The organism is Streptomyces sp. NPDC002680 (assembly GCF_042889145.1).
Classification (GTDB): domain Bacteria; phylum Actinomycetota; class Actinomycetes; order Streptomycetales; family Streptomycetaceae; genus Streptomyces; species Streptomyces adonidis.
The window spans coordinates 73,454-94,512 of record NZ_JBIAQP010000004.1 but is presented as its reverse complement, the minus strand read 5'-3'; the positions used below and the strand labels follow the sequence as shown (position 1 = coordinate 94,512).

Genomic DNA, 21,059 nt, shown 5'->3' with positions numbered 1-21,059 from the left:
ATGACCGCCGTCCCCACCGACCGCACGGCCCGCGACAGGGAGCAGCGCGATCAGCTGTCGAACCTGCAGGGGCTGCTGATGCTCTCGATGCTGATGACCGAGAGCGGCAGCGAGGAGAAGATCCTCAGCCTTGCGGCTGCCTCGGTGCCGTCCCTCAGCAGTTGTCGCGCAGTGGGCGTGTACCTCGACGAGGACGGATGGCAGGCTGGCGTCACCCTTCTTTCCGCGGAGCATGTTCGGGCCGAAACGGAGGCGCAACTCCGCTCTCTCGGCACGAGCAGCGGCCCGGTCGAGATCCCGGGACACGCTTGGGCGTGGGCTCTGCCCCTGAGGCGGATCCAAGAGCACATCGGCTACTTCGTCGTGGCCGCATCCGAGTCGCCTTCCCAGGCCACTCAGTTCCTGTTGCGTGTGCTCGCCCAGCAAACCGGAGTGGCCCTGGCCAACGCCCGGCTGCACACAGCGGAGCGGGCAAAGGCCGAGCAACTGCGCCGTGCCAATGCCGCGCTGGCCGAAACCGTGAGCGCGCTGGAGCACACCACCCGGATCCACGACCGGCTGACCCGTGTCGCAGTGGCCGGGGAGGGGCAGGAAGGAATCGCCCGTGCCGTGTACGAACTCACCGGGTACCCGGTCGCGGTCGAGGACCGCTACGGGAACGTCCGGGCGTGGGCAGGCCCGGAGGGTTCCGCCCCCTATGAGAGAGAGCCCCCGAGCCTACGAGATCGGATACTCCGCCGTGCTCTTAGCGAGGGGCGGCCGGTCCGGGAGAACGGTCGGCTCACAGCCGTTGCCAGCCCGGGCGCCGACATCCTAGGTGTGATTGCACTGGTGGATCCCGCAGGGACGGCGGGGGATCGGGAGCAGATCGCCCTCGAGCACGGCGCCACCGTGCTGGCCATGGAGCTTGCGCAACACACGGCCTCAGCGGCGTTGCAGCGCGATCTTCTTCCGCGGCGGCTGACCGGAGGGACCGCCCTGGAGGTGGCCTCACGCTACCTCGCGGCGGGGGCCCCGATCGGTGTGGGCGGTGACTGGTTCGACGTGATCCCGCTGTCGGGGGCCAGGGTCGCTCTGGTCGTCGGCGATGTGGTCGGCCATGGGATCAACGCGGCAGCCACCATGGGGTGGCTCCGTACGGCCGTGCGCACACTCGCCGACCTCGATATGCCGCCCGACGAGTTGCTGGCCCATCTGGACGACCTCGTCATCGGTCTCGCGGAGGAGGAAGAGGCTCGCGAAGAGGCCGAGGGCTCCGCAGCCGTGGGAGCCACATGCCTCTACGCCGTCTACGACCCGGTCACACGGCGGTGCACGATGGCCCGCGCAGGCCACCTGCCGCCCGCCCTCGTCCAGCCGGACGGCACCGTCACGTTCCCCGACCTCCCGGCCGGGCCGCCCCTCGGGCTCGGGGCCCTGCCCTTCGAATCCGTCGAGTTCGAACTGCCCGAGGGCACTCTGATCGCTTTGTACACCGACGGCCTTGTCGAGGCCTCGGACCGGGACATGGGCATGGACATCGCAAGGCTGGGCGATGCCCTCACTCGGCCCCGCCTGACCCTGGACGCGCTCTGTGGTGACGCGGTCCAATCTCTGCTGAGTGGCCCGCTGACCGACGACGTGGTCCTGCTCCTGGCCCGCACCCATGTCCTCGGCCCGGACCAGGTGGCCTCCTGGGATCTGGCGGCCGACCCGGCAGTCGTCGCGAGCGCCCGGAATCTGGCTGGCGCACAGCTCACCGCCTGGGGCCTGGACGACGCGCAGTTCGCCACGGAACTCGTCGTCAGTGAACTGGTCACCAACGCCATCCGCTACGCAACCGGTCCCATCCGCCTGTCCCTGATCCACCAGGACGTCCTGATCTGCGAGGTCTCGGACGGCAGCAGCACCTCACCTCGCCTTCAGCATGCCAGAACGACCGACGAGGGTGGCAGAGGGCTGTTCATCATCGCGCAGCTCACTCGGCGCTGGGGCACCCGCTACACCGCAGCCGGCAAGATTATCTGGGCTGAGCAGACCCTTTCGCCGGCGGATGGCGCGTGATCGCTAACGCCCGAGCGCAGCAGCGGTAACCGGCACCTCGCAGTCAGGGTTGTCAGAGACACCTGGCTCGACACAGGCCTGACTCGGGCAGGACCCCATGTCCTGTTCCGATGAAGCCGTCCTGCCTCTGGACCGAGAGCGGCAGGACGGACTGCCCTTCGCCTGAAGATGTGTGAGGTTGTGGTTCCGGCAAGTTGTCAGCCGTGGGTGGTGGGGACGGCGTCGCCAAGTCCGAGCTTTTGGACTGCCATCTCGCGCAGTTCCACCTTGCGGACCTTTCCGGTGACGGTCATGGGGAATTCGTCGATGACCTGCACATAGCGCGGGATCTTGTAGTGGGCGAGCTTGCCCCTGCAGAACTCGTGGACGGCATCGGCAATGAGCGGCTCAGCTCCGTCCTTCATGCGCAACCAGGCCATCAGCTCCTCGCCGTACTTCGCGTCAGGCACGCCGACGACCTCGGCATCGAGGATGTCGGGGTGGGTGTAGAGGAACTCCTCGATCTCGCGTGGGTAGATGTTCTCGCCGCCGCGGATGACCATGTCCTTGATCCGGCCGGTGATGCTGACGTATCCCTCGTCGTCCATGACCGCCAGATCCCCGGTGTGCATCCAGCCTGCGGCGTCGATGGCCTCGGCCGTCTTCTCCGGTTCGTTCCAGTAGCCCAGCATGACCGAGTACCCGCGGGTGCACAGCTCGCCGGCCTCCCCCCGGGGCACCGTCAGACCGGTGGCCGGATTCACCACCTGAACCTCCAGGTGCGGTCCAACCCGGCCCACCGTGGAGACACGACGCTCCAGGGAGTCATCCGGCCTGGTCTGCGTCGAAACGGGCGAGGTCTCGGTCATCCCGTAGCAAATGGCGACCTCTTCCATGCCCATCTTCTCGATGACCTGCTGCATCACGTTGATCGGGCACGGTGAACCGGCCATGATGCCGGTCCGCAGGCTGGACAGGTCGTAGGAGTCGAAGTCCGGATCAGCCAGCTCCGCGATGAACATCGTCGGCACCCCGTACAGCGAGGTGCAGCCCTCCGCCGCGACCGCTTCGAGGGTGGCCTTGGGATCGAACGAAGGTCTGGGGATCACCATCGTCGCGCCGTGGCTGGTGCACGCCAGATTGCCCATCACCATGCCGAAGCAGTGATAGAACGGCACCGGGATGCAGACCCGGTCTTCCTCGGTGTAGTGGCACAATTCCCCGACGAAGAAACCGTTGTTGAGGATGTTGTGGTGCGACAGAGTCGCGCCCTTGGGAAAGCCGGTCGTCCCCGACGTGTACTGAATATTGATCGGGTCCTGGGGACTCAGCGACGCACCGACGTCGGTCAGACGCGCACGGTCGCCGGCAAGGCCGGTCTCGACGAGCTCGCCCCACGAACCCTGGCCGATCAGCAGAACGTCCTTCACCGTCGGACAGTTCGGAAGTGCTTGTGCGAGCATCGCGGCGTAGTCGGAGGTCTTGAAGGTCGGCATGGCCACCACAGTGCGGACGCCCGCTTGGTTGAGGACGTACTCCAGCTCGTGAGTCCGGTAGCTGGGGTTGATGTTGACCAGAATGGCGCCGATCTTCGCGGTTGCGTATTGCACGAGGGTCCACTCCGCGCAGTTCGGCGACCAGATACCCACCCGATCACCCTTGCCCACGCCCAAGTCCAGCAGCCCAAGCGCAACTGCGTCCACGTCCTCGGCAAGCTCTCGATACGTCCATCGTCGCCCCGTGGGGACATCCACCAGAGCTTCCCGTTCGCCGAAGACAGCGACCGTGTGGTCGAAGTTGGCGCCGATGGTCCCGCCCAGCAACGGCGTCTCTGAGAGGCCCGATGCATAGCTGAGATGAGGCGTAGCCATGAAAGCTCCTTATGGGGATTGCCGAAGTTGAGGCATCTCGAATTGAAGAATTGCCGAATTGAGGGGCTATCGAAGATCGAGGCGGTCCGGCCGTTGCGGGCCCCAGCCTCATCCTTTGGCTGCGGAGCGTGTTACCCGGACTCGCGACGGTGCCCTCGCAGCGCCGTTAGAGGATTCCGTATTCGTTGGCTCGCGACAGGGCTTCGACCCGGTTGCGGGCGCCCAGCTTCTCCAGGGTTCGCTGGAGATAGGTCTTGACGGTGTTGCGGGTAAGGCCGAGAGCCTCGCCGATCTCCGGATTGGTTTCACCCATCGCGACCCTGCGCAGGATCTCGTACTCGCGGCGGGTGAGACCGCATTCCTTGAGTTTCCTGACCAGGAGCACATTGAAGTCGGGCTCGAGCCCCGTGCAGTCGATGCGCTCGCCGGCGTTCACCCGGCGGATGATGTCCACCAGATCGGAACGCTCGGTGTCTTTCACGACGACAGCATGGGCTCCGGCGTCGAGTGCCGCGTCCAAAGCCACGTGCTCCGGATACGCGGTGAAGATCACCACCTTGACGCCGGGGGAGTGCGAGCGCAGCGCCCGGATCACTTCAGGGCCGAGCATGTCGGGCAGCCGCAGGTCGAGCAGGACGACATCGGGCTGGAGACGTGCCGCGGCCGTGATGGCCTCACGCCCCGAGCGGGCATATCCGGCGACGGTGATCCACGAAGTGCTGCTGAGCGCCATGGTGACGCCGTCCAGGACGATGGGATGGTCGTCCACGACCAGCACACGGATCGCTGTTGTGGTCATGCGGGGACCCACGCCTGGACGGTGACGCCACCGTCTTCGCCGCCCCCGATGTCCAGCCGCCCGCCGACCCGTGCCAGCCGCTCGGACATGGTCGCCACGCCGAGTCCTTCCGGGTCCTTTCCAGCGGCGGGCAGGCCCACCCCGTCGTCGGCGATCCTCATCGTCACTCCGTTGGAGGCGGCGAACACGCTGAGCACGACGGAGCGGGCATGGGCATGTTTCTCCACGTTGAGCAATGCCTCCCGCGCTGTGTCGGCAAGCGCCTTGATATGCGCCGGGGGCATGGCCGGAAGTTCGGTGACGGTGATGAGGCGGGCGACGATGCCCGTGCGCTCCTGGAAGGCGCGGCAGTCGCCGCGCAGGGCCACGCCGAGACTGACCTGCTCGGGCGGGACGCTGAGCGCGTGCAGCGACCCGCGCAGGGCGGCTGCCGCTTCCACGGCCTGCTGCTCGATGTCGCCCAGCCGGGGCTGGAGGGCGTCCCCCGGGGGAAGTTCGTCGATCAGCGCGCGGATGCCGGCGCCAATGGTGAACAGCATGGCGCCGACGCTGTCGTGCAGGTCGACGGCGACGCGGCGCCGGTCCTCATGGACGGCGACCTCGGCGGCGTGCCTGGCCCGCTCGGCGACCACCGCGGCTGCAGCGGCCCGGCCGGCGGCCTGTTCCAGTGCCTGAGTCGTCCGATCGCCGAACGACGACTTGAACCGATTGGCTCCGTACAGCACACCGAGCAGCCGGTCCTCGTAGATCATGGGCACGGCGATGACCGCGCCCAGGCCCTCCCTCTCCACCTGCGATCTGAAGTGGTGAGTGATGTTCTCTGCGCGCCGGTAGTCGCTCACCCACAGCAGGCGGCGGCGCTCGATCACCTGTCCGCCGAGTCCACGGCCTTTGGGGACGGTGAGTTCGTTCATCGCGGGTGTGCGGGTGTTCACCATGTGGCGCAACACGATCTGATCACCGCCATCCGGTTCGCCGACCCATGCCACATCGACACCGCTCGAGGCCGGGACGTCGTCCACGATCCTGCGCATTGCGGTGGAGCCGTCGAGAAGGGCCAGGATCTGGCTGTAACCGTCGGTGAGCTCGGACAGCAGGTTCAGCTGCGGCGGCCGTGGCCGCTTCTGTGCCACAAAAGACATGGTATGAGGCCTTCCGTCGGGCCACCAGGGTTAACAGGCCCGTAATACAGTCCTGCGGCCGATAGTCACCGCTTCCGCGTTCCCGCGCTACCTCCAAGTGGAGACCTCTGCCAGGAGGTCTCCACTTGGAGCTATCAGGGTGATGCCGGGGCGCGCACGATCTCGCCACCCCCCCCCAGAGCCGACGGCGTAGTGACGAGGGATACCGCCCCGCCCCCTACGCCCCTCGGAGTCATGCGCGGCTTCGGTCCGCCGCCTCCCGTCCCCTCCGCATGCACGCCGGCTGCACAGGCGATGCTGCCCATCACCGAGGTGAACAATGAGTACCGAACAATCTGCGAGAAGGCCGTTGATTAGCTCGGCCGACCGGCCACTGCCGATGCGCCGGGTGGCCGTCGCCTCGCTCATCGGAACCTCCATCGAGTTCTACGACTTCTTCATCTACGGAACAGCGGCCGCATTGGTCTTCGGTCCGCTGTTCTTCCCGGCCCTCGGGAGCGCTGCGGCCACCGTCGCCTCGTTCGCGACGTTCGGCGTGGCCTTCTTCTTCCGTCCACTGGGGTCGATCCTGTTCGGTCACTTCGGTGACCGCCTGGGGCGCAAGAAAACGCTGGTCTCCACGCTGCTGCTCATGGGACTGTCCACGTTCGCGATCGGGCTGGTGCCGACCGCAGACACGATCGGTGTAGCAGCCCCGATCGTGCTGGTGACCCTGCGCGCGCTGCAAGGGCTCGCGGTCGGTGGCGAGTGGGCCGGCGCGGCCCTGCTCACGGCCGAGTACGCGCCCTCGGGCAAGCGGGGCCTGTACAGCATGTTCCCGCAGCTCGGCCCAGGCGTGGCCCTGGCGTTGTCCAGCACGACGTTCCTCGTCACCGCGTTGGCGATGGAGCCGGAGAGCTTCGCGAGCTGGGGCTGGCGGATCCCGTTCCTGCTCAGTTTCGTGCTGGTCGCCGTCGGCCTGTACATCCGACTGAAGATCGAGGAGACACCGGTCTTCAAGCAGTCCACGTCCCGCCGCGAGCAGGTCAAACTGCCCTTCGTCGAAGCACTGCGTGAGCAGTGGCGACAGGTGCTGCTGACCGGCGGCATGCTGACCATGACCTTCGGAGTCTTCTACATCAGCACCGTGTACCTCACCAGCTACGCGGGCCAGGCGCCGGGCGTCGGCGTGCTGGGCCTGTCGCGCCCGACGATCCTTGTCGGCGGCGTCATCGCCGCGCTTGTGCTCTCCGTTACCGTCATACTGTCGGCCCTGTACTCCGACCGGATCGGCAGGCGGCGAGTCCTGCTCGTCGGAACCGTTTCCTCGATGGCCGTGGGGCCCTTGGCGTTCCTGATCATGCAACCCGGGAACAGGCTGTCGTTCTTCATCGGGATGAGCCTGTTGATGGTGGTGCTCGGCATCCCGTACGGTCCGGCCGCCGCCTACCTGCCGGAGCTCTTCCACACGCGGTATCGCTACACCGGCGCCGGCATGGGCTACAACCTGGGCGGCATCCTCGGCGGCGCGGTCCCGCTGGTGGTCGCACCACCACTGGCGGCCGCTTTCGGCGGCATCGGGGTCGGGTTCTACCTCACGGCGCTCGGGCTGATCAGCAGCTTGTCGGTGCTGGCGATGAAGGAGACCAAGGGCGTCGCCATCGACGCCCGGCCTTCGGCGGCACCGGGGGCCACCGCGGCAGCGACCTCCTGATCTCGGGGACAGGTGGGCCGTCCTGCGGGCGCGGCTCACCTGCCCGCCCGAACGGGCAAGGTGAAGGCGGAGTCCCCTGAGGTCACTCGGCCCACCTCCGCGGTCGGTCCCGGCCGCTGTCCAGGACGGACTCGGGAAGTCGGGGCGCGGAAAGGCGGCGCAGGACACGTCAGGCATACGGCAGTCGGAGCACCAGGGTGTCCGCTGAGTCACCGGGACTGCTGAGGCTCGGAGGCGCCCATGCGGCGCACCGGTACCCGCAGCGGCGCACGGAACGACAGCAACCCAAGCATGGGCGGTGGCTCGTCCTCCATGAGTACTGCGTCCGGGAGCAGATGGGCCGCAGTGCGGAGCGCCACTGCCGCTTCGGTACGCGCCAACAGTGCCCCTGGACAGCGGTGGCGCCCTGCGCCGAAGGACAGGTGGTGGCGGACGTTCTCCCGGGAAGGGCACAGCTGCTCGGGCTCGGTGAACACATCGGGGTCCGACCCTGTTCCCATCAGCATCAGCAGGAGATGCGCTCCGGCCGGCAGTCGTACTCCGGACAGTTCCACCTCACGCGCGGCGATCCTGCGCCACGTGGTGACCGGCGGCTCCCGACGGAGTGTCTCCTCCACCCACGCCGAAGCGAAGGCGTCCTCGGTGGCGGCGCGCGACCACGCCTGCGGATCGGCCGCCACGCGGCGCAGCACCGTGGAGATCAGCTGGCCGGTGGTGGACTGCCCGGCGATGAAGACGAAGAAGCACACGGCCACGGCGGTTGCGCGGTCCAGCAGCTCGCCACCTGGCAGGCGGTGATTGCGCAGTGCCCCGACGAGGCCGTCTTCTGGCGCGGCGCCTGCCACCTGGTCCGAGAGCCATCGGTGGAAGTCGCCCACCAGCTCCGCCAGGTAGGTCTGCCGCTCGGCGGGCGGACGGCCGTAGAAGAGCTCCAGCGCAGCATCGCTCCATTTCAGCAGTTTGTCGGCAGAGATGCCTTTGATGCCGAGCAGCCGCATCATCACCTGGCACGGCAGCGGCCGCGCGTAGTCCGCAGCCAGATCGCAAGTGGCACCGGCGGAGAACCGGTCGCGAATGTCCGCAGCCAACTCCCGTGCGGTCTCCTCGATCACCGGCATGGCGGCGGAGACTCGCTCGGAACTGAAGAATCGCATGACCAGGCGACGAAGCCCCGCGTGGGTCGAGCCGCCGTTGTCGGCGAGGGCGGGTGGCAGCGTGAACCCGGCCCTGGCCAGGGCGCGGAGCGCTGACATAGGCAGCGGGGCGACGGCACGCTGGGCGTTGTCCGGTACATATGTGCCCGGTTCGAGCAGCACCCGCCGCACATCCACATACCTGCTGACCAGCCACAGGCCGGTTCCGGGATCGTGGTGCACCGGCGCAGTGTGGCGCAGGGCGGCCAGGGCGGGATACGGATCGGCTGCGAATCCGGTACCGAAGAGATCGAGGCGATCGAGCACGCTCGGAAGGCTCGGCACATCGGGATGAGGGGTTATCCCCCCTTCCGTCGGTGGAGCCTGGTTGACCGTGCCTGCCATGAGCCGTTCCTTTCGCGGACGTCCTGTTCAGTAGCCGGACAGTGTGTTAACGGCAGTTAACCTAAGTGCGTCGACGGTAGCCACCTGCAGTGACCGTGTAAAGGGGCGTTTCGCTGTCGAGGGCTACGCGGAAGCGCCTGTATGGACTCATGCTGGACAGCCTTGTTAACGACGGTTAACGTGAATCCCGCTGTTGCCGGCGCCCCGTGAGTGCGTGAGCCGTCTGCCGCCCGCCCTCCGGAGTGCCCATGGCCGTCATCGCGGCCTGTCAACGATCTCAAGCGCGGATGCCGATTCCCGGGCTCCGCCGTCCCGCGCACCGGGCCTACGTGGCCGCTGGCCGCATGGAGGTGACGTTCATGTCCGACATGGAGATTTCGATACCGCTCCGCATGCCCCTGACCGCCAATCTGGCCATCGATGAGGCCTGCGTGCCTCTGTCTGGAGGCGGTTTGGCCCTCGATCTCGATCAACAGAGCAGCTTTGGCGGGCTGAAAGACGGTGAGCTGTACTTCCAGCGCTGCAAGTGGTGTCGTACCCCGGCCTTCCGGCGGGTGTTCTGTCGCGCCTGCGCCTCGGAAGACCTGGAACTGGAGCGCAGCGAGGGTACGGGCGTCGTCGCCCGTTCCGTCGTCGTGCGCCGGGACGATGTGCCGTACGTCATCTCCACGGTCGCCATGGCCGAGGGATTCAGGCTGCAGGGCAGTGTCGTCGGGGCGGGACGCGATGTCGCGCGGCCCGGCTCCCGGGTGTGTGTGGAGGCGGTCGCCGACTCCGACCCCTGGACTGTCACCTTCAAGCCCTACGGCGGCCCTGCCGCTCGCTGGTAGGCGGCGGCCTGGAGCCGCCATCGGCGCCTGTCTGATTTCCGGACCGGCGGACCCTGGACGAATTCCGTTAACGAGCGCTAACCTCAAATACGTGAGTTAACGTTAACTAACAAAGATCACGCACGGTGCTCTGGCTCGTCTGCCGAGCGGGCTGCGCAAGGAAGCAGTGATGACGACATTGGCCACAGAACTCCAGCGGGGCGCAGCCCTCTCAGTCGCGGCGGCCGGGATGCACTGGCCGACCGGCCTCAGGCTCTCGACCGCCGCCGATCCGCAGTCGGATGACTTCCGCCGCAACCGCGACAGGCATGCCGCCGCGGTGGAAACTCTCCGTCGTCGGCTGTCCGAAGCCGAGTTGGGCGGCGGTGAGCGAGCCAGGGCCAAGCACGTCGCCCGCGGCAAACTGTTGCCCCGCGACCGGGTGGAAACCCTGCTCGACCCCGGTTCGCCGTTCCTGGAACTGGCGCCCCTGGCGGCTCACGGGCTGTACGGCGGTGACGCTCCGGCAGCCGGAGTCGTGGCCGGCATCGGCCGTGTCGCGGGTCGTGAGTGCGTCATCGTCGCCAACGACGCCACGGTCAAGGGCGGCACGTACTACCCGATGACCGTCAAGAAGCATCTGCGCGCGCAGCAGATGGCGTTGGAGAATCGCCTGCCCTGCATCTACCTCGTGGACTCCGGGGGCGCCTATCTGCCGATGCAGGACGATGTGTTCCCGGACCGCGAGCACTTTGGGCGGATCTTCTATAACCAGGCCCGAATGTCGGCGGCGGGCATACCCCAGATATCCGCGGTACTGGGTTCCTGCACGGCCGGCGGGGCGTACGTCCCCGCGATGAGCGACGAGACGGTCATCGTGCGGAACCAGGGGACGATCTTCCTAGGCGGTCCGCCGCTGGTGAAGGCTGCCACGGGTGAGGTGGTCACCGCCGAGGAATTGGGCGGTGGAGAGGTCCATGCCCGGGTCTCCGGCGTCGTCGACCATCTGGCTGAGGACGACGCGCATGCCCTGCGCACGGTCCGGTCCATCGTCGCGACCTTCGGTCCGCGAGCGCTGAGGCCGTGGGATGTGACCCCGGTGGAGGAGCCTGTCGTGGATCCTGCTGGGCTCTATGGCGTCGTCCCGGCGGACAACCGGACTCCCTTCGACATCCATGAGGTCATCGCGCGGATCACGGACGGGTCGCGCTTCGCTGAGTTCAAGGCCGAATACGGCCAGACGCTGGTCACCGGTTTCGCCCGCATCCATGGGCATCCGGTGGGGATCGTGGCCAACAACGGCATCCTCTTCGCCGAATCAGCCCAGAAGGGCGCCCACTTCATCGAGCTGTGCGACCAGCGCGGCATACCCCTGGTGTTCCTGCAGAACATCAGCGGTTTCATGGTCGGCCGCGCCTACGAGAACGGCGGCATCGCCAAGCACGGCGCGAAGATGGTCACGGCCGTCGCCACCACCCGCGTGCCAAAGCTGACGGTGGTCGTCGGCGGGTCGCACGGCGCGGGCAACTACTCGATGTGCGGGCGCGCGTACTCCCCCCGCTTTCTGTGGATGTGGCCCAACGCCAAGATCTCCGTGATGGGCGGCGAGCAGGCCGCAACCGTGCTCGCAACTGTCAAGCGCGACCAACTGGAGGCGCGGGGCGAGGAGTGGACCGCCGAAGCGGAAGATCAGTTCAAGCAGCCGATCCGTGAGCAGTACGAGGAGCAGGGCAGCGCCTACTACTCCACCGCGCGGTTGTGGGACGACGGGATCATCGACCCCCTCGACACCCGCACCGTGCTTGGGCTGGCCCTGACAGCCTGCGCCAACGCTCCCTTGGCCGAACCGCAGTTCGGCGTCTTCCGCATGTGACCCCTCCCTTCCCTCTCCCCCTCCCTCTTCGAGGAGCTTCCAGGTGTTCGACACCGTTCTGATCGCCAACCGTGGCGAGATCGCGGTGCGGGTCATCCGCACGCTGCACCGGCTCGGCATCCGCGCGGTCGCCGTTCACAGCACCGCGGACGCCCACGCACGGCACGTACTCGAGGCCGACACAGCGGTGGCCCTGCGCCCCGGCGGCCCCGCCGACGGCTATCTCGACATCGAGCAGATAGTGAAGGCCGCCGTGCGTACGGGCGCCCAGGCGATCCACCCCGGCTACGGCTTCCTGTCCGAGAACCAGCGCTTCGCCCAGGCCGTCACCGACGCGGGACTGGCCTTCGTCGGCCCGCCCGCGACCGCGATCCAGCTGATGGGCGACAAAATCCGTGCCAAGGACACCGTGCGCGCCCACGGCGTGCCGGTGGTGCCCGGCAGCAGCGGCAGCGGGCTGACGAACGATCAGCTCGCCGAAGCGGCACGCACGGTCGGCCTGCCCGTCCTGCTCAAGCCCTCGGCGGGCGGCGGCGGCAAGGGCATGCGCCTCGTCCGCGACGCGGCCGTGCTCCACGAGGAGATCGCCGCCGCGCGACGCGAGGCGCGTGGTGCCTTCGGAGACGACACCCTGCTGGTGGAACGCTGGATCGACCGTCCCCGTCACATCGAGATCCAGGTGTTGGCCGACACCCACGGGAATGTGGTGCACCTCGGTGAGCGCGAGTGCAGCCTCCAGCGCCGCCATCAGAAGATCGTCGAAGAGGCCCCCTCGGTCCTGCTTGAGGAGGGCACCCGGGCGTCGATGGGCGCGGCGGCGGTCGAGGCAGCCCGTTCGTGCGGCTATGTCGGTGCGGGCACGGTGGAGTTCATCGTCTCCGCCGACCGCCCGGACGAGTACTTCTTCATGGAAATGAACACCCGGCTCCAGGTTGAACACCCGGTGACCGAGATGGTGACCGGCCTGGACTTGGTCGACTGGCAGATACGTGTCGCCGCCGGCGAAGCGCTGACGTTCGGCCAGGATCAGGTCGGCTTCGACGGCCACGCCGTCGAGGTGCGCCTGTACGCCGAGGACCCCGCACGGGGGTTCCTGCCCAGCGGCGGGCGGGTGCTGACCCTGCGGGAGCCGGCCGGTGAGGGCATCCGCGTCGACTCCGGCTTGGTGGAAGGCTACGAGGTCGGCAGCACGTACGACCCCATGCTCGCCAAGGTGATCGCCCATGGTCCGGACCGGGAGACCGCGCTGCGTCGCCTGCGTGCCGCGCTCGACCGAACCCGCGTGCACGGCGTAACGATCAACACCGGGTTCCTACGCAGGCTGCTTGAGGACAGCGACGTGGTCGCCGGCCGTCTGGACACCGGGCTGGTGGAGGCCCGACTGCCTTCCCTCGTCGACGTACCGATGCCGGACGAGGTCGCGCTGGCGGCCGCGCTCGCCGTCGAGTCGGCTCGGGAGTCCACGCAGGAGGATGGGCAGGTGTGGGTCGACCCATTCTCCGTGCCCACGGGCTGGCGAATCGGCGGTCCTGCCTGGACCACCCACCAGTTCCTTGATGGTGATCGCGAGCCGATCGCGATACGTGTCCGCCGCACCCCCTTGGGCCCGGCTCCCTATGAGGTCTCCTATGGCGGCGGAGAGGCCGAACCGGCCGACCTGCGCCCCGATGGAGCCGACGGGGTGCTACTGACCTGGAACGGGACCGTTCAGCGACTGGACCACACGGTGGAAACCACCGCAGGCGGCGACGTCGTGCACTGGCTCTCACGCGGCTCCGACACCTGGCGGCTGCGCACTTTCGACCCGGCCGTCGCGGCCGGGACCGGCTCTGCGGCGGTCGCCGGCGGCACTCTCACCGCTCCGATGCCAGGCACCGTCACTCTGGTGAAGGCGGCTGTCGGAGAACTGGTGACAGCAGGTCAGACCATCCTCGTCGTGGAGGCGATGAAGATGGAACACGCTCTGACCGCCCCCTTCGACGGTGTGGTGGCCGAACTGCGCGCAGCGCCCGGCGCCACGGTGGCGATGGACGAGACGCTCGCCGTCGTCGAGCCCGTATCCGCCGAGGCCGCGAGCGAGGAAGCGGCCTGACGCCGCCCGTCGGCTGGCCGGAACCCCAGATGTTCGATCCCACCCCTACCGCTTCTGTATTTCGCACGAGATCGAGGACCCCATGTTGAACCACCGGCTCAGTGACGAGCATGAACAACTCCGGCGCACGGTCGCGGAGTTCGCCCGAGACGTGATCGCCCCGGTTATCGGCGACCTCTACGAGCGGCACCAGTTCCCCTACGACATCGTGCGGGAGATGGGCAAGCTGGGCTTGTTCGGCCTGCCCTTCCCCGAGGAAGACGGAGGCATGGGCGGCGACTACCTCGCCCTCGGCCTGGTCCTGGAGGAACTGGCCCGGGTCGACTCCTCGGTGGCCGTCACTCTCGAGGCGGGTGTCTCGCTCGGAGCCATGCCCATCCACCTCTTCGGCACCACGGAGCAGAAGGCCGAGTGGCTGCCCCGGCTGTGCGCGGGCGAGATCCTCGGCGCGTTCGGCCTCACCGAGCCGGGTGGTGGCTCGGACGCCGGGGGCACCCGCACCACCGCCCGCCTGGACGAGGCCACGAATGAGTGGGTGATCAACGGCAGCAAATGCTTCATCACCAACTCCGGCACCGACATCACCGGGTTGATCACCGTGACCGCTCTCACCGGCACGACGCCGGCCGGGGGCAAGGAGATCAGCGCGATCATCGTTCCCGCAGGGACCCCGGGCCTGACCGTGGCTCCGCCGTATTCCAAGGTGGGCTGGAACGCTTCGGACACCCGGGAACTGTCCTTCGCCGACGTCCGGGTCCCGGCTCAGAACCTGCTGGGTGAGCGGGGCCGTGGCTATGCCCAGTTCCTGAGGATCCTCGACGAGGGCCGGATCGCCATCGCCGCGCTTGCCACCGGCCTCGCACAGGGCTGCGTCGACGAGTCGCTGAAGTACGCCCGCGAACGCGAGGCGTTCGGACGCCCCATCGGGGCCAACCAGGCCATCCAGTTCAAGCTCGCCGACATGGAGATGCGTGCTCACACCGCCCGACTGGCATGGCGGCACGCTGCCTCGAAGCTGGTCTCCGGCGAGAGTTTCAAGAAGGAAGCCTCGCTCGCCAAGCTCTACAGCTCCGAAATTGCCGTGGACAACGCCCGCGACGCCACCCAGATCCACGGCGGCTACGGCTTCATGAACGAGTACGCCGTCGCCCGCTTCTGGCGCGACGCAAAGATCCTCGAGATCGGCGAGGGCACGAGCGAGATCCAGCGCCTGCTCATCGCCCGCGAACTCGGCCTCACCGACCGGAACGGGGCACGCTGATGGACAAGGTTGTCACCTCCGCCGCGGAAGCGGTGGCGGTCATACCCGATGGGGCCTCGCTGGCTGTCGGAGGTTTCGGGCTCTGTGGCATTCCTTCCGCGCTGATTCAGGCGTTGCACGAGCGGGGCACCACCGATCTGCGTGTCGTCTCGAACAACTGCGGTGTCGACGGGTGGGGCCTGGGGATGCTGCTGGAAACCCGGCGCATCTCCCGTGTCACCGGGTCTTACGTCGGCGAGAACAAGGAGTTCGCCCGCCAGTACCTCTCCGGCGAGATCGAGTTGGAGCTGGTGCCGCAGGGCACCCTCGCCGAACGCCTTCGGGCCGGCGGCTGTGGCATACCGGCCTTCTTCACCCCCGCCGGCGTCGGCACCCAGATCGCCGAGGGCGGCCTGCCGTGGCGTTACGACGCACACGGCGGCGTGGCCGTCGCCTCGCCGAAGAAGGAGATACGCCAGTACGGCGGCACGGAGTACGTCCTGGAGGAGTCGATCACCACTGACTTCGCCCTGGTCCGTGCGGCCAGAGGAGACCGGCACGGCAACCTCGTCTTCGACAAGTCCGCCCGGAACTTCAACCCGCTCGCGGCGATGGCCGGCCGGGTGACCATCGCGGAGGTCGAGGAACTGGTCGAGCCAGGAGAGCTCGACCCGGACGCGATCCATCTGCCCGGCGTGTTCGTGCAGTCGGTGCTCGCCCTGAGCGCCGAGGAAGCCGCTGACAAGCGCATAGAGAAGACGACCGTACGTCCTGTCCCCGCGGTCGCCGAAGCGATGCCGGGGCAGCGCGGTACGACGGGAGGGCAGAACTGATGGCCTGGTCCAGGGACGAGATGGCAGCTCGGGCGGCACGGGAGCTGACCGACGGGTCGTATGTGAACCTCGGCATCGGGCTGCCGACGCTGGTGCCCAACCACCTGCCGCCCAACGTGCACGTGGTGCTGCAGTCGGAGAACGGCATCCTGGGAGTCGGCCCGTATCCCACCGCCGATCAGGTCGATCCCGACCTGATCAACGCCGGCAAGGAGACCGTCGCCGTCCTGCCGGGCGCCTCCTTCTTCGACTCCTCGCTGTCCTTCGGGATGATTCGCGGCGGGCACATCGACGCGGCGATCCTCGGCGCCATGCAGGTCTCCGCCGTCGGCGACCTGGCGAACTGGACCATCCCCGGGAAGATGATCAAGGGGATGGGCGGGGCGATGGATCTCGTCCACGGGGCGCGGAAGGTCGTGGTGCTGATGGAGCACGTGGCCAAGGACGGCACACCGAAGATCGTTCAGGAGTGCACACTGCCGCTGACCGGCAAGCGGTGCGTCCAGCGCATCATCACCGATCTAGGTGTCATCGACATCACCGAGCGGGGGCTGGTGCTGACCGAGACCGCACCCGGCGTCACCGTGGCGGAGATCCGGAGCAACACCGACGCCGAGCTCGCGGTGGCCGAGGCGCTCGACGTCGTGGGAGAGCACGCCGGGTGACGGCTGCGCCCGCCGCTGCACCGGACGGCGTCGTCGATCCCGTTGTCCGTCCGTCGGTTCATCGATGCGGTCAGAGGTGTGCGTGGCGAACTCAGCAAAGTCCGGGCGCCCGCGGTGCGGCGGGCGAGCCGCTACGGCTTGGATGCGTGCCATCAACCAGGCTGCAACGACGGTCGAAGCCCTGACCTGACCTCGCACGACATCCACGCTCACCGAGCAAGGCAAGGAACCTGATGCGACTCGTTCTTGTAGGCCCGCCTGGCGCCGGCAAAGGGACTCAGGCAGCCCTGCTGGCTGCGCAGCGAGGCATACCGCACATCTCCACCGGTGACCTGTTCAGAGAACACGTCACCGGGCGAACGCCGCTGGGACGGCAGGCCCAGGAGTACCTGGACGCGGGCACGCTGGTTCCCGACCGCGTCACGTACGACATGGTCCGGGCCCGGTTGACGGAGTCGGACGCACAGAAGGGATTTCTGCTCGACGGTTTTCCTCGTACCGTCGCCCAAGCGGACGCCCTGGCGGAGTTGCTGGCGGCGGGCGGACAGACGTTGGACGCGGTGATCGAGTTCGATGTGCCGGACGATGTCGTGGTGGCACGCCTGCGCGACCGCGGCCGGCCGGACGACACCGAGGACGTCATCCGGAACCGGCAGCAGGTGTACCGGCGGCAGACCGCGCCGCTACTCACCCACTACGCCGACATCCTGGTGAGGATCGACGCCGTAGGAACGGTCGAGGAGATCGCAGAGTGGGTGCAGGAGGCCGTCACGACCCCTGCCTGAGGGCTGATTCAGTAGGTCGAGGCGTCAGCCGGTTCAGTGCAGTTATGCCTCGGACTCTGCACAATTACAGCCCATCAGACCCTGGGACTGACGCTGTCAGCGCGTTGTCGCCGGGCTCGGCAGTAGATGCACGATCCGAGGTGTGTGGCGGGATGCCGTCTACGGATCCTTTAGCTTGAACAGCCGGATCGTCTCCAACGGGCCGTCAGTCGTCTCGGCGGCGACTGCGACCCGTCCGGAGAACACTGCCTGGGCTGCTGGTGCCTGAGAACGTCGCCTACGGCAGCAGTGTGTCGAGGGATCGGAGCACCTCCCGACTGCGGTGATCCGCCGCCGAGACCACGCCGAGAAAGGCGAAGTAGCCGTGGATGAGGCCGGGCCCGGGGATGAGTTCGACGCGTACTCCCGCCGATCGCAGCCGGTTCGCGTAGGCGTCGCCCTCGTCGCGCAGCGGGTCGAACTCGGCGGTGGCCACAACTGCGGGCGGCAGGCCGTGCGGTACGGCCGTGCCAAGCAGATCGAGCGCGGGCTCGCTCCGCTGCTCAAGGGGCGCGTACTGGTCGTAGAACCAGCGCATGTCCTTTCCGGTGAGGAAGTAGCCGTCACCGTTCTCGCGGAACGACAGGCTGCTCATTGTGGGGTCGGTGGCCGGGTAGATCAGCAGCTGCGCAGCCAACGTGGGGCCGTCTTCGTCGCGGGCCCGAATCGCGGCGCCGGCGGCCAGGCTGGCGCCCGCGCTGTCCCCGGCCACCACGTGTGGGTAGTCGCCGAAGGTATCCGAAGTCCACGCCAGAGCCGCCATGATGTCGTCGAGCGGTGCTGGGTAGTGGTGCTCCGGAGCGAGTCGGTAGTCCACGGACACGACGGTCGCGCCGAGCGCGTTCGCGACCCGTCGGCAAACCGGGTCGTGGGTGTCGAGGTCACCGACCACCCAGCCACCGCCGTGCACGTAGGTGACTACTCGCCCGCGTTCGCTGAGTGGGCTGCAGATCCTCAACGGGATCGGCCCGTGAGGGCCGTCGATCGTTCGGTCCGTCACTTCGCGCACCTGTTCCGGCACATAGTCGCCGCCACGGCGAGCCATTGCCAGTGAGCGGTAATGCGCTCTGGTCTGCTGCGCGGTGCCACGGACCAAGGGAGTCATTCCGGTTGCGGCGAGTTGGTCGAGAACCGCGCGGAACTGCGGATCAAGGGGCACGAGTACTCCTGCCGTCGTAGTCGTGGGGTGGTTCGCGGGGCGTGGCCCACCCGCGCGTCGAGTGGATCGACGAGGCTGTCCGGGTTGGTAGAGCGATCTCCGCGGTGGTGCCGATTGCATCGGCATGGATCGCAGGTCAGGGCACGCGAGGCCGGTTGTCGTCGTACACGCTTATCCGTAGGGCGCCGTACGAGCTGCAGTGCACAAGCCGGGGGCTCGGCTCGGTCCGAACACTTCACGATCGGACGGCCTCGGCACCCACTTCACGCACGCCAGTCGGAGCACAGCGTGCTCTGCACGTGACCCTGCACTTCGCTCTGCGCCAGGGCATCGGACGGCGTGGCCGATCCCCGAGGAGTAGTCGCACGCGGGTCAGCGCGACAGCACCCAGCGCGGCGGGCGGCGTTCGCGGAAGGCCCGCATTCCTTCGAGGGCCTCCTCGGACGCGAACAGATCGGCGGAGAGCTTGACCATCGCATCACCCTGCTGTGTGAGCACATGGCGCACCCGGGCCGTGGTCAGCTTCTTGGACTCGATCAGGCCCTGCCGGGAGCACAGCCGCAGGGCGCTGACCAGTTGCCGGACGCTGTCCTCCACGGCCGCTACCTCGCGTGGAGCCTCGGTCAGCAGACCCATTCGCTCCGCTGCGGCGCCGTTGAACATCTCGCCCGTCAGGAAGTAGCGACCGGCTGCCCGTTCGTCGATGCGGGGCAGGACGGTGAGAGAGATGATCGCGGGAGCCAGACCCAGCCGGACCTCGGAGAAGGAGAAGGTCGTGTCGGCGGGGGCCACAGCGATGTCGGCGGCCGCGACGATGCCCAGACCGCCGGCCCGGGCGTTGCCCTTCAGATGGGCTATGACGGGGACCGGGGTCTCCACGATCCTCCTCAGCAACCCCAGCAGCGTCTCGGCCCCCTGCTGCATACCGCCCTGCGCGGCTTCCTTGAGGTCCGCGCCCGCGCAGAACGTGGGCCCGGTGTGGGTGAGGACGATCGCGCGGACGGTGTTGTCGGCTGCGGCGCGGGCCAGGCCGGCGTGCAGCTGCTTCACCAGGGCGGCGGACAGGGCGTTGCGACTGCCTGGCGAGTCGAGAGTGAGGGTGGCGATGCCGCCCTCGACGTGCACTGTCACCACGTCCTCGGTGCGTTCTGCCATTGCTTCTCCTTCATGACGGGGCCGGAGCGGGCCGAACGGGATCGGTGGCTCCCGGCTGGGCCGCAGCCCCTGGACGCCTCAGTTAACGTACATTAACCTGGCGATGTGAGTTAACGTTAACTAACTCACGAGGCACTCCCGCCGCCCAGGCAAGGTTCCGCTCCGGCCGGCCGGCCCGCCCCGAGACGTGGTGTCGAGGTGTTCGCGGCATTCGCGCGGGGGAGCGAAGACACCCCGAACGAGGAGACTGAGGCATGACGCCACCCATAACCAGCGGACGTGCCGTGGCCGAGCATCTACTGCCGAGCGTGACGCCGCATCCAGGGCTGCCCGCGGCCGTACGCATCCACGAAGTCGGGCCCCGCGACGGCCTGCAGAACGAGTCCGCGATCGTGCCGGTGGAGGTCAAGGCCGAGTTCATCCGGCGCCTGGCCACCGCAGGCCTGACAACGATCGAGGTGACGAGCTTTGTGCCTCCCTCGTGGGTACCGCAGCTCGCCGACGCGGCCGACCTCGTCGCCGCCCTGGCCGTGGATCCCGCGCTGCCGACATCGCTTGACCTGCCGGTGCTCGTCCCCAACGATCGCGGGCTGGACCGAGCCCTCGACCTCGGAGTCCGGCATGTGGCCGTCTTCGCCAGCGCGACGGAGACGTTCGCCCGCCGCAACCTGAACCGCACTGTCGCCGAGTCGCTGGAGATGTTCACTTCCGTCGTGCGGCGCGCCACGGAGCACGGCCTCCGCGTACGCGGCTACCTGTCCATGTGTTACGGCGACCCTTGGGAGGGGCGGGTGCCAGTGGGTCAGGTGGTCGAGGTGACCCGCCGACTGGCTGAACTGGGCTGCGACGAACTGAGCTTGGGGGACACCATTGGTGTGGCCACCCCCGGCCACGTGCACGAGTTGATCGCCGCACTGGACACCGCGGGCATCGGACCGGACCGGCTCGCCGTGCACTTCCACGACACTTACGGACAGGCGCTGTCCAACACCCTGGCCGCTCTCCAGGCCGGCATCTCCGTCGTGGACGCCTCGGCCGGCGGACTCGGCGGCTGTCCTTATGCCAAGAGCGCCACCGGGAACCTCGCTACCGAGGACCTGGTGTGGATGCTGAATGGGCTCGGTATCCACACCGGGGTCGACCTCGGGGCACTCGTCGGCACCAGCACCTGGATGGCCGCACAGCTGGGCCGTCCCAGCGCCTCCCGCACAGTCCGGGCGTTGGCAGAGCAGCGGGCGAGCCGCCACGGTCTGGACGTGCGCCCGCAGCCGGACGGCGACAACTGACGGCCTGGAAAGCCGAGACATCCAGATCGACAAGGACAGCATTCTCCGTCCGGCGAGT

At 67.9% G+C, this 21,059-nt stretch carries 16 protein-coding genes; 10 read left to right on the top strand and 6 right to left on the bottom strand.

What is annotated here, in order from left to right:
* Positions 1 to 2,043 carry a SpoIIE family protein phosphatase gene (locus tag ACFYXF_RS12700; protein WP_389349549.1) on the top strand — a complete coding sequence of 681 codons (2,043 nt, stop codon included), beginning with the start codon at positions 1 to 3 and terminating at the stop codon, positions 2,041 to 2,043.
* 197 nt (positions 2,044 to 2,240) lie between these two features.
* Here ACFYXF_RS12700 and ACFYXF_RS12695 read toward each other — a convergent pair whose 3' ends face one another.
* The 3 genes from ACFYXF_RS12695 to ACFYXF_RS12685 form a co-directional block, all read right to left on the bottom strand.
* The gene (locus tag ACFYXF_RS12695) at positions 2,241 to 3,893 is read right to left on the bottom strand and encodes an AMP-binding protein (protein ID WP_389349548.1); all 1,653 of its coding nucleotides are present in this window, start codon (positions 3,891 to 3,893) and stop codon (positions 2,241 to 2,243) included.
* 166 nt (positions 3,894 to 4,059) lie between these two features.
* Positions 4,060 to 4,692 (bottom strand): response regulator transcription factor, encoded by a 633-nt coding sequence (locus ACFYXF_RS12690; RefSeq protein WP_389349547.1) that lies wholly within the window; start codon positions 4,690 to 4,692, stop codon positions 4,060 to 4,062.
* Complete coding sequence (locus tag ACFYXF_RS12685) at positions 4,689 to 5,825, bottom strand: GAF domain-containing protein (protein WP_389349546.1); 1,137 nt, start codon at positions 5,823 to 5,825, stop codon at positions 4,689 to 4,691. The genes ACFYXF_RS12690 and ACFYXF_RS12685 overlap by 4 nt, the downstream gene beginning before the upstream one ends.
* Positions 5,826 to 6,153: 328 nt before the next feature.
* On the opposite strand from ACFYXF_RS12685, the gene ACFYXF_RS12680 reads away from it, so the two are divergent.
* Positions 6,154 to 7,527 carry an MFS transporter gene (locus tag ACFYXF_RS12680; RefSeq protein ID WP_389349545.1) on the top strand — a complete coding sequence of 458 codons (1,374 nt, stop codon included), beginning with the start codon at positions 6,154 to 6,156 and terminating at the stop codon, positions 7,525 to 7,527.
* Between the two features lie 209 nt (positions 7,528 to 7,736).
* Here the strand turns inward: ACFYXF_RS12680 and ACFYXF_RS12675 are convergent, their stop codons facing one another.
* Positions 7,737 to 8,987, bottom strand: a complete 1,251-nt coding sequence (locus ACFYXF_RS12675) for a cytochrome P450 (protein WP_389349544.1) — start codon at positions 8,985 to 8,987, stop codon at positions 7,737 to 7,739.
* A gap of 326 nt (positions 8,988 to 9,313) precedes the next feature.
* Here ACFYXF_RS12675 and ACFYXF_RS12670 point away from each other — a divergent pair, with 326 nt between their 5' ends.
* From ACFYXF_RS12670 to ACFYXF_RS12640, 7 genes are all read left to right on the top strand, one after another.
* A complete protein-coding gene (locus tag ACFYXF_RS12670; protein WP_389349543.1) occupies positions 9,314 to 9,895 on the top strand; it encodes a Zn-ribbon domain-containing OB-fold protein in 582 nt (193 codons plus the stop codon).
* A 229-nt stretch (positions 9,896 to 10,124) separates the two neighbouring features.
* Positions 10,125 to 11,747: a carboxyl transferase domain-containing protein gene (locus ACFYXF_RS12665; RefSeq protein WP_389349922.1), complete on the top strand. Its 1,623-nt coding sequence runs from the start codon at positions 10,125 to 10,127 to the stop codon at positions 11,745 to 11,747.
* Positions 11,748 to 11,790: 43 nt separating this feature from the next.
* Positions 11,791 to 13,839: a biotin carboxylase N-terminal domain-containing protein gene (locus ACFYXF_RS12660; RefSeq protein ID WP_389349541.1), complete on the top strand. Its 2,049-nt coding sequence runs from the start codon at positions 11,791 to 11,793 to the stop codon at positions 13,837 to 13,839.
* An 85-nt stretch (positions 13,840 to 13,924) separates the two neighbouring features.
* Complete coding sequence (locus tag ACFYXF_RS12655) at positions 13,925 to 15,100, top strand: acyl-CoA dehydrogenase family protein (protein ID WP_389349921.1); 1,176 nt, start codon at positions 13,925 to 13,927, stop codon at positions 15,098 to 15,100.
* Positions 15,100 to 15,912 carry a CoA transferase subunit A gene (locus tag ACFYXF_RS12650; RefSeq protein WP_389349540.1) on the top strand — a complete coding sequence of 271 codons (813 nt, stop codon included), beginning with the start codon at positions 15,100 to 15,102 and terminating at the stop codon, positions 15,910 to 15,912. Before ACFYXF_RS12655 ends, ACFYXF_RS12650 begins: the two co-directional genes overlap by 1 nt.
* Positions 15,912 to 16,577, top strand: coding sequence for a CoA transferase subunit B (locus tag ACFYXF_RS12645; RefSeq protein WP_389349539.1), 666 nt, complete (start codon positions 15,912 to 15,914; stop codon positions 16,575 to 16,577). The genes ACFYXF_RS12650 and ACFYXF_RS12645 overlap by 1 nt, the downstream gene beginning before the upstream one ends.
* Before the next feature lie 233 nt (positions 16,578 to 16,810).
* Entirely contained in the window at positions 16,811 to 17,362 is a 552-nt protein-coding gene (locus tag ACFYXF_RS12640) for an adenylate kinase (RefSeq protein WP_389349538.1), read from the top strand.
* Between the two features lie 277 nt (positions 17,363 to 17,639).
* Here ACFYXF_RS12640 and ACFYXF_RS12635 read toward each other — a convergent pair whose 3' ends face one another.
* Together ACFYXF_RS12635 and ACFYXF_RS12630 are read right to left on the bottom strand one after the other, a co-directional pair.
* Positions 17,640 to 18,560 carry an alpha/beta hydrolase gene (locus ACFYXF_RS12635; protein ID WP_389349537.1) on the bottom strand — a complete coding sequence of 307 codons (921 nt, stop codon included), beginning with the start codon at positions 18,558 to 18,560 and terminating at the stop codon, positions 17,640 to 17,642.
* 372 nt (positions 18,561 to 18,932) lie between these two features.
* Positions 18,933 to 19,715: an enoyl-CoA hydratase family protein gene (locus ACFYXF_RS12630; protein ID WP_389349536.1), complete on the bottom strand. Its 783-nt coding sequence runs from the start codon at positions 19,713 to 19,715 to the stop codon at positions 18,933 to 18,935.
* A 254-nt stretch (positions 19,716 to 19,969) separates the two neighbouring features.
* On the opposite strand from ACFYXF_RS12630, the gene ACFYXF_RS12625 reads away from it, so the two are divergent.
* Positions 19,970 to 21,001 carry a hydroxymethylglutaryl-CoA lyase gene (locus ACFYXF_RS12625; protein WP_389349535.1) on the top strand — a complete coding sequence of 344 codons (1,032 nt, stop codon included), beginning with the start codon at positions 19,970 to 19,972 and terminating at the stop codon, positions 20,999 to 21,001.
* Positions 21,002 to 21,059: the final 58 nt, after the last annotated feature.